The organism is Cytobacillus sp. FSL R5-0569 (genome assembly GCF_038007265.1).
Classification (GTDB): Bacteria; Bacillota; Bacilli; order Bacillales; family Cytobacillaceae; genus Cytobacillus; species Cytobacillus kochii.
On sequence record NZ_JBBOWW010000001.1, the window covers coordinates 1,976,804 to 1,990,754 of the forward strand.

Below are 13,951 nucleotides of genomic sequence, written 5' to 3' on the forward strand. Positions count from 1 at the left end.
GCGGGGGTGAAAGCATGAGTAAAATTCGCGTTTACGAATATGCTAAAAAACATAATCTATCTAGTAAAGATGTAATTACGAAATTAAAGGAAATGAATATAGAGGTTTCGAATCATATGACAACATTAGAACCAGGTGAAGTAACAAAATTAGACGGTATTTACAATAAGCAAGAAGAGAAGCAACCACAAAAACAACAATCAGCGCAAGCACAACCTGCAAACAATCAGAAAAATAAACCAGCAGGTGCACCAAAAGGCAATAGAAATAAGCCAAATAATAATAATAATAATAATAAGAATCAAAAACCTAATCGCAATAATAATCAAAAAAATAAACCAAAGAATAAAGGGCAGAAGCCACCTCAACCACCAGCACCTAAAAAAGTAAAAGAATTACCAGAGAAAATTACTTTTACTGAATCACTAACGGTTGGTGAGCTTGCTAAGAAGCTCCATAGAGAGCCTTCAGAAATCATTAAAAAGCTATTTATGCTTGGTGTGATGGCAACAATTAACCAAGAACTAGATAAAGATTCAATTGAGTTAATTGCAGGCGAATATGGTGTTGATGTAGAAGAAGAAGTATTAGTAGATGTGACAGATTTAGAAGCATATTTCACTGAAGATGAAGAGACTAATCTTGAGGAACGTCCATCTGTTGTAACGATTATGGGTCACGTTGACCATGGTAAAACGACATTACTTGATTCCATTCGCCACACAAAGGTAACTGCTGGCGAAGCTGGTGGAATTACACAGCATATCGGTGCCTATCAAGTAGAAGATAAAGGTAAGAAGATTACATTTCTAGATACACCTGGTCATGCGGCATTTACAACAATGCGTGCCCGTGGAGCGAAAATAACTGATATTACAATTTTAGTTGTTGCAGCGGATGATGGTGTGATGCCGCAGACAATTGAAGCAATTAACCATGCTAAAGCTGCTGAGGTACCAATTATTGTTGCTGTTAATAAAATGGATAAAGAAGCGGCAAATCCTGACCGTGTAATGCAAGAGCTAACAGAACATGGATTAGTTCCTGAAGCATGGGGCGGAGATACAATCTTTGTACCGATTTCAGCCATTAAAGGTGACGGTATTGATGAGTTGTTAGAAATGATTCTCCTTGTTGGTGAAGTAGAAGAATATAAGGCGAACCCTAATCGTAATGCTGTCGGAACAGTTATTGAAGCACAGCTTGATAAAGGTAGAGGATCAGTAGCCACATTACTTGTACAAAACGGAACATTGAAGGTTGGTGATCCGATTGTTGTCGGTAATACATTTGGACGCGTACGTGCAATGGTTAATGACCTTGGACGTCGAGTAAAAACTGCGGGACCATCTACTCCTGTAGAAATTACAGGATTGAATGATGTCCCTCAAGCAGGTGACAGATTTGCTGTTCTAGAAGACGAGAAATCTGCGCGCCAAGTAGGGGAAGCACGTGCACAATTAGCTCTACAGGCACAAAGATCTGAGAAATCTCGTGTTAGCCTTGATAACTTATTTGAGCATATGAAAGAAGGGGAAATGAAGGACATAAACATCGTTGTAAAAGCTGATGTCCAAGGTTCTGCTGAAGCCCTAACTTCCGCATTAAATAAGATTGATGTAGAAGGCGTAAAAGTACGTATTCTTCATACAGGTGCGGGTGCCATTAATGAATCAGATATTACGCTTGCTGCTGCATTTAACGCAATCGTTATCGGCTTTAACGTAAGACCAGATACGAATGCAAAACGTGCTGCTGAAGCAGAAGATGTTGATATTCGTCTACACCGCATCATTTATAACGTAATTGAAGAAATTGAATTAGCAATGAAAGGGATGCTAGACCCAGAGTTTGAAGAAAAAATTATTGGTCAAGCAGAAGTCCGTCAAACATTTAAAGTATCAAAAATTGGTACAATTGCTGGTTCTTATGTTACGGAAGGTAAAATCACAAGAGATTCTGGTATTCGCCTAATTAGAGATGGCGTTGTTATTTTCGAAGGTGAAATTGATGCGTTAAAACGCTTCAAAGATGATGCGAAAGAAGTAGCAACAAATTACGAATGTGGTATCACAATTAAGAACTACAATGATGTCAAAGAAGGCGACATCATTGAAGCTTATATTATGCAAGAAATTGAGCGTAAATGATTGTAGGTTTGGTTTCGTGTGAGTGTATGATATATGATGCTCGTTCATTAAAGGAGAAGAGAAGTGTATTACAGCGAATCCTCACTCGTCTGCAACAGAAGTTTAACATTTCTGTTGCAGAAGTAGGGTTTCAAGATACATGGCAACATACGCAAATTGCCATAACTGCTGTAGCTTCAAGTAAACAAGCCGTTGAGTGGGAGCTTTCAAATGCGCTTAAATTAATTGATTCTTTTCCTGAGATTGAACGGACAATTACAGATATTGAATGGCTTTGAAAAAGAGGTGTAACAATTGAGCCTAAGATCAAATAGAGTTGGCGAGCAAATGAAAAAAGAGCTCGGAGAAATTATCGGTCGAAAAATTAAAGATCCACGAGTGGGATTTGTAACAGTAACAGACGTTCATGTGACAGGTGATTTACAACAAGCTACTGTCTATATTTCTGTTCTCGGTAATGAAGAGCAAAGAGAAGATACATTGAGAGGATTGGCTAAAGCTAAAGGGTTTATCCGTTCTGAAATTGGTCAGAGAATACGTTTGAGAAAAACCCCTGAAATCACTTTTGAGTTTGACGAATCAATCGATTACGGTAATCGTATTGAAACACTCCTTCATCAAATTCAAGATGACGGTCAATCCAAAGATAAGGAATAAATAATGATTGGCGGATAGACGTTTGTCTATCCGTATTTATTTCACCTTAATTTGAATTTGAAAGGGGCGTACAAAATGGAAGGAATATTACCTTTATTAAAGCCAAAAGGAATGACTTCTCATGACTGTGTATTCAAGTTACGCAAGATTCTAAAAACGAAAAAGGTGGGTCACACAGGAACATTGGACCCTGAGGTAACTGGCGTATTACCTATTTGTATTGGACGTGCTACGAAGGTTGCCGAATATATTACGGATGCAGGTAAAGAGTATGAAGGAGAGGTCACAATAGGTTTCTCTACAACGACAGAAGATGCCTCAGGTGAAGTGGTAGAAGAGAAGAAGGTAGATAAACCGATTACTCGAGAAGAGATTATCGCGGTGTTCCAGCAATTAACTGGAGAGATTGTCCAAACACCACCCCTGTATTCTGCTGTTAAAGTGAATGGTAAAAGACTTTATGAATATGCACGACTAGGGCAAGAAGTGGAGCGGCCAAGTAGAAAAGTGCGCATTGATCGTATCACCTTGCTAAATGAGCAGGAAGTATATAATGGGGAACGGATTACTTTTCGTTTTCGTGTTGCATGTGGAAAAGGAACATATATTAGAACATTAGCAGTTATGATGGGTGAACTTCTTGGTTATCCTGCCCATATGTCTGATTTAACTCGCATCCGGTCTGCAGACTTTACTATTGAGGATTGTTTGACATTACCACAAGTGGAGGAAGTGATGAACGAGGGAAGAATAGCTGATGTGCTCAAACCTTTGGAATGGGGGATTAGCTATTTGCCGAAATATCAAATAAATGATAAAGTAGCAATGAAAGTGAAGAATGGCGCAGTTCTTCCTACTCCCGAAGAACTTGAGAGTGTATCTGGTCCTATTGTAATGGAGACTGTGAACAATCAAGCGTTAGCCCTGTATATCCATCATCCTGATAAACCAGGTATAATAAAGCCAACTAAAGTTCTATACATAGGTGAATAGGGTAAAGGTAAACGTTCTTTAACATAAAGTAGACGTTCTATGCCTATCTTCATGTTTAAACAATATAAAAAGGTGAATGATCATGGAAGTTATAAAAATAGTACATCCACATAACCATACTAAAGATAGCTGGCCACCTCTTTCAATGGCATTGGGCTTTTTCGACGGTGTTCATCTTGGTCACCAGAAAGTGATGCAAAATGCAAAGGAGAAGGCAGCTGAACTAGGGTTGAAAAGTGCCGTAATGACATTTGATCCTCATCCATCAGCTGTATTAGGTGATCCACAAGAACAAATTAGATACATCACACCGATAAATGAGAAAATTAAGATTGTTGCACAGTTAGGCATTGATTATTTATTTATTGTGCACTTTTCTAAAGCATTTGCTAATCTAGATCCAGAAGCTTTTATCGATCAGTATATTATTGATTTAAATGTATCACATGTATCTGCTGGATTTGATTATACGTATGGTAAATTCGGAAAAGGCACTATGGATACGATAAAGACACATGCTAATGGGTATTTCTCTACAACCACGATTCCACAATTAAAAAGAGATAATGCCAAGATTAGTTCCTCGCTTATTAGGTCTTACTTAAAAGAGGGGAGCGTTGAAAAAATCCCTCCGCTTTTGGGAAGATACTATACAGTTAGTGGTCCGGTCGTGCAAGGTGATCAAAGAGGGAGACAATTAGGTTTTCCAACAGCAAACGTTGCTGTTAGCGAAGATTTCATCACCCCGCCTACAGGTGTTTACGCTGTAAGAATTTTTGTTCAAGGAAAATGGCGTAAAGGGGTCTGTAATTTAGGCTATAAGCCAACTTTCCATGATGACTTAAAGACCCCTTCTATTGAAGTTCATATTTTTGATTTCGATCAAGATATATATGGTGAAGAGGTTGAAGTAGAGTGGCATCAACATATTAGAGATGAACGAAAGTTTAATGGAATTGAAGCTTTAATAGAGCAAATTGCTAAAGATAAGCAAGCAACACTCGATTATTTTGCAAAAAACAACGGTTAATTCTTGCATTTTGTCTAAAAAAGTTGTATTCTTATAAACGTATTGATTGATGAACCTTTGCTTGGCAAGTCGAGTCACCGACGCTTGCTCAGTAACAGGGGATTGAAATTTTAGGAGGTGAATCGGATGGCAATCACTAAAGAACGTAAAAATGAACTTATCAGTGAGTACAAAACTCATGAAAATGATACTGGATCTCCAGAAGTTCAAATCGCTGTCCTTACAGAAGAAATCAACAATTTGAACGAACATTTACGTACTCATAAGAAAGATCACCACTCTCGTCGTGGTCTATTAAAAATGGTAGGTAAACGTCGTAACCTATTAACTTACCTTCGTAACAAAGATGTACAACGTTACCGTGAGTTAATCAATAAGCTTGGTTTACGTCGATAATAAGAAGCTTGTCTTCTTATTTGAAGAAGCGGGATTTTTTCCCGCTTTTTTATTAGCCTAAAAACGCTATTCTACATAAAATTTTGTTATTTTATATATTTGAAAAAGTGTGCATAATAGTATTAATGATGAAAATATGTCATGGCATTTTGCTTTAGTATATATGATTTTGTAAGTGAAATGGTAGAGAGGGGTACAAATATGGGACAAGATAAGCATATCTACAGCATAGATTGGGCTGGACGCAAGTTGTCTGTTGAAATTGGACAATTAGCAAAGCAAGCAAACGGTGCTGTATTGGTTCGCTATGGTGATACAGCTGTACTAAGTACAGCAACGGCATCAAAAGAACCAAAGAACTTAGATTTCTTTCCACTTACTGTGAACTATGAGGAAAGATTATACGCAGTCGGTAAAATACCTGGCGGCTTTATTAAACGTGAAGGTCGTCCAAGTGAAAGAGCCATTCTAGCTAGCCGATTAATTGATAGACCAATTCGACCACTTTTCCCGGACGGTTTCCGCAATGATGTTCAAGTTGTCAGTATGGTTATGAGTGTCGACCAAGATTGTTCTTCGGAAATGGCGGCAATGTTTGGGTCATCTCTTGCATTAAGTGTTTCTGATATTCCGTTTGCCGGTCCAATTGCAGGTGTAACTGTTGGCAGAGTTGACAATGAATTTATCATTAACCCTTCTGTAGAACAAACAGAAAAAAGTGATATTCATTTAGTCGTTGCTGGTACGAAAGATGCGATCAACATGGTAGAAGCAGGGGCAGAAGAAGTTCCTGAAGAAACGATGCTTGAAGCAATTATGTTTGGTCATGATGAGATAAAACGATTAATTGCCTTCCAAGAGAAGATTGCTGAAGAAATTGGTAAAGACAAGATGGAAGTTACACTTTATCAAGTCGATGAAGAGATTAATGCAACTGTGCGCGCTATGTGTGAAGCGGATATGATTCCTGCTATTCAAGTTCAAGAAAAACATGCTAGAGAAGCGGCCATTAAAGTTGTCAAAGATAAAGTGATTACCCATTTTGAAGAGCAAGAAGTTGATGATGACTATCTTAAACAAGTAAAGCAAGTACTTGATAAAATTGTTAAACAAGAAGTACGCCGCTTAATTACTGAAGATAAAGTAAGACCTGATGGGCGTGGACTAGAGGAAATTCGTCCGCTGTCATCTGAGATTGATTTACTTCCACGTACACATGGATCAGGACTGTTTACACGTGGTCAAACACAAGCGTTGAGCATTTGTACATTAGGGGCGCTTGGTGATGTACAAATTTTAGATGGTCTTGGCATTGAAGAAGAAAAACGTTTTATGCACCATTATAATTTTCCTAATTTCAGTGTTGGTGAAACTGGCCCGATGAGAGGACCTGGTCGTCGTGAAATCGGACACGGTGCTTTAGGAGAAAGAGCTTTAGAACCAATTATTCCATCAGAAAAGGATTTTCCTTATACGATTCGACTTGTTTCTGAAGTGTTGGAATCTAATGGTTCCACCTCACAAGCAAGTATCTGTGCAAGTACTTTAGCAATGATGGACGCTGGGGTACCAATTAAAGCGCCAGTTGCTGGTATTGCGATGGGTCTTATCAAATCAGGTGATTATTACTCTATTCTAACCGATATTCAAGGAATGGAAGATCACTTAGGTGATATGGACTTTAAAGTAGCAGGTACAAGTAAAGGCGTTACAGCATTACAAATGGATATTAAAATCGATGGTCTTTCTAGAGAAATTTTAGAAGAGGCATTACAACAAGCAAAAATCGGTAGAATGCAGATTCTTGATTCTATGCTAGCAACAATTGCTGAACCTAATAAAGAGCTTTCACAATATGCACCGAAAATCTTAATGATGTCAATTAACCCAGATAAAATCCGTGATGTTATTGGACCAAGTGGAAAACAAATCAATAAAATCATTGAAGAAACGGGCGTAAAAATTGATATCGAACAAGATGGTACAGTATTTATTTCTTCAGTCGATGAAGCGATGAACCAAAAAGCGAAGAAAATCATTGAAGATATCGTTCGTGAAGTAGAAGTTGGACAAATGTATTTGGGTAAAGTGAAGCGCATAGAGAAATTTGGTGCTTTCGTAGAAATCTTTAATGGGAAAGATGGACTTGTTCATATTTCTGAACTAGCTGAAGAGCGGGTAGGAAAAGTCGAAGATGTGCTTTCAATAGGTGATGAAGTCCTTGTAAAAGTGACGGAAATCGATAAACAAGGTAGAGTGAACCTTTCTCGTAAAGCTGTATTAAAAGAGCAGCGTGAACAAAAAGAAAAAGCTGAGAATAAATAAACTTGTAAGAAAGTCAGGGTTGTCCCCTGATTTTTTTCTTTCTTTTTTTGTTAGAATATAAAATGATGATGTTTTTTGTGAGCCCTTGGCTTGTTTCTTTTACTTGTCGAAGGGATTGTTATTATGTAAGCGCTTTATCAAATAGTTAAACTGTTCTACCTTGTCCTCCTTTAACATATTTTAATGAAGAGGGAGGCTGGTGTTATGAGAAAAATTGGATACACGCTGGTAATAGTCATTAGTGGATTTTTAATCGTTGCGAACCCGTTTACAGATCAATATATGTCTTTAGCCCTGAATGAAAGCATATCGGTAAGTAAAGTAGATGATCCGCTTTTAATAGAAATAAAGGAGCAAGCGAAGACGTTTGAAGTACCTGCCGAGGATGCTGTTATAGATAGAGTATGGAAGGCGATTCCAGGATTAAATGGACTAAAGGTTGATGTGAATGCATCTTATAAAAAGATGAAAAAGGACGGGTCCTTTGATAAAGAGAAACTCGTATTTTCCGAAGTAAAACCAAAAATCCATCTAGAAGATTTAGAACCTTCACCGATTTATAAGGGCCATCCAGACAAGCCGATGGTTAGTTTATTAATTAATGTAGCTTGGGGAAATGAGTATCTTCCTAAAATGTTGGAAACATTAAAGAAACATAATGTAAAAGCAACGTTTTTTTTAGAAGGAAGATGGACGCAAAATAACCCTGATTTAGCAAAAATGATTGTTGCCGCAGGGCACGAAATTGGCAATCATTCTTATACGCATCCTGATTTGAAAGTTGCTTCTGATCAAAAAACAAAAGAAGAAATTGCGAAAACTAACGAAGTCATAGAGGCGACGACTGAACAAAAGGTGAAATGGTTTGCCCCCCCAAGTGGTAGTTATCGTAATCAAACCGTCAACATTGCTAATGGGCAAGGACTACTTACTGTGATGTGGACTGTCGATACGATAGATTGGCAAAAACCATCACCTGAAACGATTATTAATCGTGTAGTCAATAAAGTAGAAAATGGTTCAATGGTCTTAATGCATCCAACAGAATCAACAGCAAATGCACTGGACAGAATGATTGTAGGGATTAAAGACAAAGACTTACAAATTGGGACAGTGACATCCTTATTATCAGAGGAAAGAATCGGATCACACGAAAAGCCGAAAAAATAACAAGCGAGATTTTGCAAAAAATAGCAACAATAGATACACTTATGTTATTCTACCATCATGAGTCTTTTTTTCTAATGAATGATAAACAGTTGTTTTGAAAAGCATTTCGTATCATTCGAAAAAAAGACAGCTTGCAAACAGAACAGGAGGAGCATGCTTGATTAAAAGATATACTTGCAAAAATGGAACAAGAATCGTATTAGAAAATATTCCGACTGTCCGCTCTGTTGCCATTGGCGTTTGGATTGGAACAGGATCAAGAAATGAAGATAAAGAGAATAATGGGATTTCCCACTTTCTTGAACATATGATTTTTAAAGGTACAGAGTCAAAAACAGCTAGAGAAATAGCGGAGTCTTTTGATAGTATTGGTGGACAAGTGAACGCTTTCACATCAAAGGAATATACATGCTATTACGCAAAAGTACTGGATACTCACGCCTCATTTGCGTTAGATGTACTAGCAGATATGTTTTTCAACTCTTCCTTCGATAACGAAGAGTTGAAAAAAGAGAAAAATGTTGTCTACGAAGAAATTAAAATGTATGAAGATACACCGGATGATATTGTCCATGATGTTTTAAGCAAGGGTGTATATGAAAGTCATTCATTGGGGTACCCTATACTCGGAACGGAAGAAACACTAGAAACGTTTAACGGGGACACATTAAGAGACTATATGCATAATCACTATATACCTGAGAATGTCGTCATCTCCATTGCAGGTAATGTGCCTGAATCATTTATTAAAGAAGTTGAGTCGCATTTTGGTACATATACAGGTGGTAGTCCGGCAGTAAACGAAACAGTACCTACTTTTCACAATAATAAGATCGCCAGAAAGAAAGAAACGGAACAAGCGCATCTTTGTTTAGGGTTTAACGGACTTCCAGTCGGTCATGATGATATGTATCAGTTGATCGTTCTAAATAATATTCTTGGTGGTAGCATGAGTAGTCGCTTATTCCAAGATGTGAGGGAAGATAAGGGGCTCGCTTACTCTGTGTTTTCTTATCACTCTTCTTTTAAAGATAGTGGTTTGGTTACAATATATGGCGGTACCGGTGCGAAACAAATGAATGTTCTTTTCGAAACGATTCAGAACACATTAGACGTTTTAAAACGAAACGGAATAACAGAAAAAGAATTAGTCAATAGTAAAGAGCAATTAAAAGGTGGCTTAATGCTAAGTTTAGAAAGTACAAATAGTCGCATGAGCCGTAACGGCAAAAATGAACTATTGCTTGGATCTCATCGTACATTAGATAAAATTATTGAAGAAATTGATGAAGTATCAATGGATGAAGTCAATGAAATGGCGAAAAAGATCTTTACAGATGACTACTCATTAGCCTTAATTAGTCCAGATGGTGAATTACCTCAAGGGCTATAAATAAAAGAGAACAATTTCCCGTTTGTTAAGATAGGAAATTGTTCTTTTTTATTATAAAAATTATATTTTCTTTAGCCTTTGTTCTTTTTTAAAACCGCACGAAAACAACTTAATTCTCCCCATATAGTTGATGTGAGGACATTAGAAGGTCGGGTGAAGGTCACATGATCAAAAAAGGTTAATCCAGCTTCGTGAATCATACGATTGAACATGTCTAGATCGATGGTAGGATAATCACATGTTAAAATAATAAGTCCATCCTCTTTTAATACACGTTTAAACTCTACAAGGCTTTTATATATATCCTCAATACTTAAATGTTCAATAACGGAAATACAGAAGATTTTATCAAATAGTTGCCCACTGTATGGTAAATCAGTTAAGGAACAGCAATTCATAGATAAGTTGTTTAACAATCGCTGTACATTTCCTTCTTGTATGTCGTCATGTGTATATGTTTCCTTCATATCTAACAAAATGGCTTTTCTGTCTAATAATCTCTCATCGATATCACAGGCAAAAGTGTGTTTGCATATCTCACTTAGATAAAATTTTAAGGGATGCCCCAATCCACAGGCTGCATCGAGAACAATTTCATTTTTGTCTGCAAAATTTTTTGCCCATTCATACTCATAGGGTCTTGTTTCCCATTCCTTAGGTAACTGGAAGACAAACTGCTGAGATTTCGGATCGTCAGTTGTAATAAACCTAGAATCTGTTATGTTTTTCATTTCATTTCCTCCTCACTTAGCATTTTATTGTATGTGAATAAAGATGAGTCGCTACCTCACTATTTAATAACTTTTCTTATTTAAAATGTTTTTTTAAAGTAAGGAGTTTCGTCCTTCATTCCTTATCAATCTTCTCTTCACAACTAAGGTTCAAACTTAGAGTCTATTCTTTGTTAGAGAACTCACCGAATAGGTCATTTCTACATAAGATGTTGAAGTAATTGAGTAAAAGAACATAAAAAGTTCTTTAAAAGAAGGTGAGTGTTGCATGCTGACAGGATTACAAATTGCAGTGATCGGCGGAGATGCAAGGCAGCTTGAGGTCATTCGTAAGCTGACAGAATTGGATGCAAAATTATATTTAGTTGGTTTTGAACAGCTTGACCACGCTTTTTCTGGTGCAGTAAAGGAGAAGTTAGATGAAGTTGACTTTACATGCATTGACGCCATTATATTGCCAGTGCCTGGGGCTGGGGTGGATGGACAGATTGATACAATTTTCTCTAATGAAAAAATTACAATAAATGAAGAAATTTTAAAGAAAACACCGCAACATTGTAAAATTTATTCTGGTATTAATCCTCCTTATCTTCAAGAAATTTCAACCAAAGCAGATCGTGAAGTTGTTCAATTATTTAATCGTGATGATGTCGCAATATACAATTCAATCCCCACTGTTGAAGGTGCATTAATGATGGCCATTCAACATACTGATTTTACAATTCACGGATCAAATGTGACTGTATTAGGACTAGGAAGAACAGGTATGAGTATAGCTCGTGCATTTCATGCTTTAGGAGCTAAAGTGAAAGTAGGAGCTAGAAAAAGCGAGCATATAGCGAGAATAACTGAAATGGGTCTTACGCCTTTTCATTTGAGTGATATTGAAGAAGCCGTTGTGGATACAGATATATGCATTAATACAATTCCCGTACAAGTCGTGGTGGCGTCAGTAATAGCGAAAATGCCAGTTCATACGCTCATTATTGATTTAGCTTCTAAACCGGGTGGTACGGACTTTAGGTACGCAGAGAAACGCGGGGTCAAAGCACTATTAGCACCTGGCCTTCCAGGAATCGTTGCACCAAAAACAGCGGGACGTATTTTAGCTAATGTTCTTTCACAATTGATTTTGGCTAATTTTGATGAAAGGGAGGATAAACAATCATGAATTTAAAAGGGAAAAAAATAGGATTCGGGTTAACTGGGTCGCATTGCACATATGATGCCGTTTTTCCGGAAATAGAGAAGTTAGTCGGGGCAGGAGCTGAAGTAATACCAGTCGTGACTTTTACAGTTCAAAACACGGTGACAAGATTTGGCGATGGAGAAGATTGGATTAAAAGAATAGAAGAAGTGACTGGGAATAAAGTCATCGATTCTATTGTAAAAGCAGAACCATTAGGTCCGAAAATCCCATTAGATTGCATGGTTGTTGCCCCATTAACAGGAAACTCCATGAGTAAATTTGCAAATGCTATGACAGATTCTCCAGTGCTTATGGCTGCCAAAGCAACATTAAGGAACGAAAAACCAGTTGTACTAGGTATATCGACTAATGATGCACTTGGCTTAAATGGCACAAATCTCATGCGTTTAATGTCAACAAAAAATATTTATTTTATCCCATTTGGGCAAGATGACCCGGTGAAGAAACCGAACTCAATGGTCGCCCGTATGACCGCATTATCTGATACAATAGTGAAAGCAATAAATGGTGAACAGATTCAGCCAGTCATTGTAGAAAGATACAAAGATGGTAACTAAGTTCGAGATTTATCATAGTTCCTTTTGTTAACTCATGAATATTTAGCAGACGACGGCTTTCGCCAGTAGACTTGGCGATAAGCCATGTTTTCTCATAAAATTTTATTTTTTAATGCGGGAATATGATAAAATATAAAATAATCTTAGTATACTATCTCTAGCTCGCTCTCATAGCTGAAATACGACTGAAAGATAGTCGCTCACTTGTTTGTTAGCTGAAAGGTAAACTAAAAAATATCAATCATTATGTTGGCCGGAAGGAGAAATGGTTATGACAGAGAAAAAAGACTTCCATGTAGCTGTAGTAGGAGCAACAGGAGCAGTAGGTGAACAAATGTTAAAAACATTGGAAGAGCGTGCTTTTCCGATATCAACGTTGAAAGTATTATCTTCGTCTCGCTCAGCTGGGAAGAAGATTCAATATAACGGTAAGGAATATACTGTAGAAGAAGCTACACCTGATAGTTTTGAAGGTGTAGATATTGCCTTGTTTAGTGCAGGGGGAAGTGTATCTAAACAATTAGCTCCAGAAGCGGTAAAGAGAGGAGCAATTGTGGTTGATAATACGAGTGCATTCCGTATGGATGAAAATACTCCACTCATCGTACCTGAAGTAAATGAAGAAGACTTGCATAACCATAATGGCATCATTGCCAATCCCAATTGTTCAACCATTCAAATGGTTGTAGCGCTTGAACCGATTAGAAAAGCATTTGGTTTAAATAAAGTGATTGTCTCCACTTATCAAGCAGTCTCTGGCTCAGGGCAAGCAGCTATTGATGAATTGCAAGAGCAAACAAGAGCGATCCTAGATAATCAAGCATACACGCCTGAAGTATTGCCAGTAAAGGGTGATAAAAAGCATTATCAAATCGCTTTTAACGCCATTCCTCAAATAGATAAATTTGTTGATAACGGTTATACATTTGAAGAAATGAAAATGATTAATGAAACGAAAAAAATTATGCATCTGCCTTCTTTACCAGTCGCTGCGACTTGTGTTCGTCTACCCGTAGGAACTGGTCATTCTGAATCTGTGTATTTTGAGATTGATCAGGAAGGCATTAACGCAAAGGATATAAAAGCTTTGTTAAGTACCGCACCAGGTATAGAACTACAAGATGACCCTGAACAGCAAATTTATCCAATGCCAGCAGATTGTGTTGGTAAATCAGAAGTGTTCGTCGGTCGGATTCGCAATGACTTAGATGAGCCAAAAGGGTTCCATATGTGGGTCGTTTCTGATAATCTACTAAAAGGTGCAGCCTGGAATTCTGTACAAATCGCAGAAAGTCTTGTTAAATTAAAGTTAGTGAAATAAATTGCAATTACTCGAGGT

Annotated in this window: 13 protein-coding genes; 12 read left to right on the forward strand and 1 reads right to left on the reverse strand. The window is 37.4% G+C overall.

The window, feature by feature from the left end:
* Positions 1–14 precede the first annotated feature (14 nt).
* The 9 genes from infB (at position 15) to MKX78_RS10350 (ending at position 10,114) form a co-directional block, all read left to right on the forward strand.
* Positions 15–2,150 (forward strand): translation initiation factor IF-2, encoded by a 2,136-nt coding sequence (infB, locus tag MKX78_RS10310; protein WP_224938628.1) that lies wholly within the window; start codon positions 15–17, stop codon positions 2,148–2,150.
* Positions 2,147–2,428 (forward strand): DUF503 domain-containing protein, encoded by a 282-nt coding sequence (locus tag MKX78_RS10315; protein WP_095369490.1) that lies wholly within the window; start codon positions 2,147–2,149, stop codon positions 2,426–2,428. Before infB ends, MKX78_RS10315 begins: the two co-directional genes overlap by 4 nt.
* 16 nt (positions 2,429–2,444) lie before the next feature.
* Positions 2,445–2,807 (forward strand): 30S ribosome-binding factor RbfA, encoded by a 363-nt coding sequence (rbfA, locus tag MKX78_RS10320; RefSeq protein ID WP_095369489.1) that lies wholly within the window; start codon positions 2,445–2,447, stop codon positions 2,805–2,807.
* 75 nt (positions 2,808–2,882) lie between these two features.
* A complete protein-coding gene (gene truB, locus MKX78_RS10325; RefSeq protein ID WP_095369488.1) occupies positions 2,883–3,800 on the forward strand; it encodes a tRNA pseudouridine(55) synthase TruB in 918 nt (305 codons plus the stop codon).
* Between the two features lie 82 nt (positions 3,801–3,882).
* Positions 3,883–4,830, forward strand: coding sequence for a bifunctional riboflavin kinase/FAD synthetase (ribF, locus tag MKX78_RS10330; RefSeq protein WP_307314377.1), 948 nt, complete (start codon positions 3,883–3,885; stop codon positions 4,828–4,830).
* A gap of 126 nt (positions 4,831–4,956) precedes the next feature.
* Positions 4,957–5,226, forward strand: coding sequence for a 30S ribosomal protein S15 (gene rpsO, locus MKX78_RS10335; RefSeq protein WP_095369486.1), 270 nt, complete (start codon positions 4,957–4,959; stop codon positions 5,224–5,226).
* Positions 5,227–5,427: 201 nt separating this feature from the next.
* On the forward strand, positions 5,428–7,551 hold the full coding sequence (gene pnp, locus MKX78_RS10340) for a polyribonucleotide nucleotidyltransferase (protein ID WP_095369485.1): 2,124 nt from the start codon (positions 5,428–5,430) through the stop codon (positions 7,549–7,551).
* Between the two features lie 204 nt (positions 7,552–7,755).
* The gene (locus MKX78_RS10345; protein WP_307314372.1) at positions 7,756–8,721 is read left to right on the forward strand and encodes a polysaccharide deacetylase family protein; all 966 of its coding nucleotides are present in this window, start codon (positions 7,756–7,758) and stop codon (positions 8,719–8,721) included.
* Positions 8,722–8,878: 157 nt separating this feature from the next.
* On the forward strand, positions 8,879–10,114 hold the full coding sequence (locus MKX78_RS10350; RefSeq protein ID WP_307314370.1) for a M16 family metallopeptidase: 1,236 nt from the start codon (positions 8,879–8,881) through the stop codon (positions 10,112–10,114).
* Between the two features lie 71 nt (positions 10,115–10,185).
* Here MKX78_RS10350 and MKX78_RS10355 read toward each other — a convergent pair whose 3' ends face one another.
* Positions 10,186–10,845, reverse strand: a complete 660-nt coding sequence (locus MKX78_RS10355; RefSeq protein ID WP_307314369.1) for a class I SAM-dependent methyltransferase — start codon at positions 10,843–10,845, stop codon at positions 10,186–10,188.
* A 268-nt stretch (positions 10,846–11,113) separates the two neighbouring features.
* On the opposite strand from MKX78_RS10355, the gene dpaA reads away from it, so the two are divergent.
* The 3 genes from dpaA to asd all read left to right on the forward strand — a co-directional run bounded on the left by dpaA (position 11,114) and on the right by asd (position 13,933).
* Positions 11,114–12,016 carry a dipicolinic acid synthetase subunit A gene (gene dpaA / locus MKX78_RS10360; RefSeq protein WP_095369481.1) on the forward strand — a complete coding sequence of 301 codons (903 nt, stop codon included), beginning with the start codon at positions 11,114–11,116 and terminating at the stop codon, positions 12,014–12,016.
* Complete coding sequence (dpaB, locus tag MKX78_RS10365; protein WP_095369480.1) at positions 12,013–12,612, forward strand: dipicolinate synthase subunit B; 600 nt, start codon at positions 12,013–12,015, stop codon at positions 12,610–12,612. The genes dpaA and dpaB overlap by 4 nt, the downstream gene beginning before the upstream one ends.
* Before the next feature lie 271 nt (positions 12,613–12,883).
* Positions 12,884–13,933: an aspartate-semialdehyde dehydrogenase gene (gene asd / locus MKX78_RS10370; protein ID WP_095369479.1), complete on the forward strand. Its 1,050-nt coding sequence runs from the start codon at positions 12,884–12,886 to the stop codon at positions 13,931–13,933.
* Positions 13,934–13,951 lie beyond the last annotated feature (18 nt).

Excerpts from the sequence above, each read along its gene's own strand:
- infB (WP_224938628.1), top strand. The coding sequence starts at position 15 with ATGAGTAAAATTCGCGTTTACGAATATGCTAAAAAACATAATCTATCT.
- MKX78_RS10315 (WP_095369490.1), top strand. The coding sequence starts at position 2,147 with ATGATTGTAGGTTTGGTTTCGTGTGAGTGTATGATATATGATGCTCGT.
- truB (WP_095369488.1), top strand. The coding sequence starts at position 2,883 with ATGGAAGGAATATTACCTTTATTAAAGCCAAAAGGAATGACTTCTCAT.
- ribF (WP_307314377.1), top strand. The coding sequence starts at position 3,883 with ATGGAAGTTATAAAAATAGTACATCCACATAACCATACTAAAGATAGC.
- rpsO (WP_095369486.1), top strand. The coding sequence starts at position 4,957 with ATGGCAATCACTAAAGAACGTAAAAATGAACTTATCAGTGAGTACAAA.
- pnp (WP_095369485.1), top strand. The coding sequence starts at position 5,428 with ATGGGACAAGATAAGCATATCTACAGCATAGATTGGGCTGGACGCAAG.
- MKX78_RS10345 (WP_307314372.1), top strand. The coding sequence starts at position 7,756 with ATGAGAAAAATTGGATACACGCTGGTAATAGTCATTAGTGGATTTTTA.
- MKX78_RS10355 (WP_307314369.1), bottom strand. The coding sequence starts at position 10,845 with ATGAAAAACATAACAGATTCTAGGTTTATTACAACTGACGATCCGAAA.
- dpaA (WP_095369481.1), top strand. The coding sequence starts at position 11,114 with ATGCTGACAGGATTACAAATTGCAGTGATCGGCGGAGATGCAAGGCAG.
- dpaB (WP_095369480.1), top strand. The coding sequence starts at position 12,013 with ATGAATTTAAAAGGGAAAAAAATAGGATTCGGGTTAACTGGGTCGCAT.
- asd (WP_095369479.1), top strand. The coding sequence starts at position 12,884 with ATGACAGAGAAAAAAGACTTCCATGTAGCTGTAGTAGGAGCAACAGGA.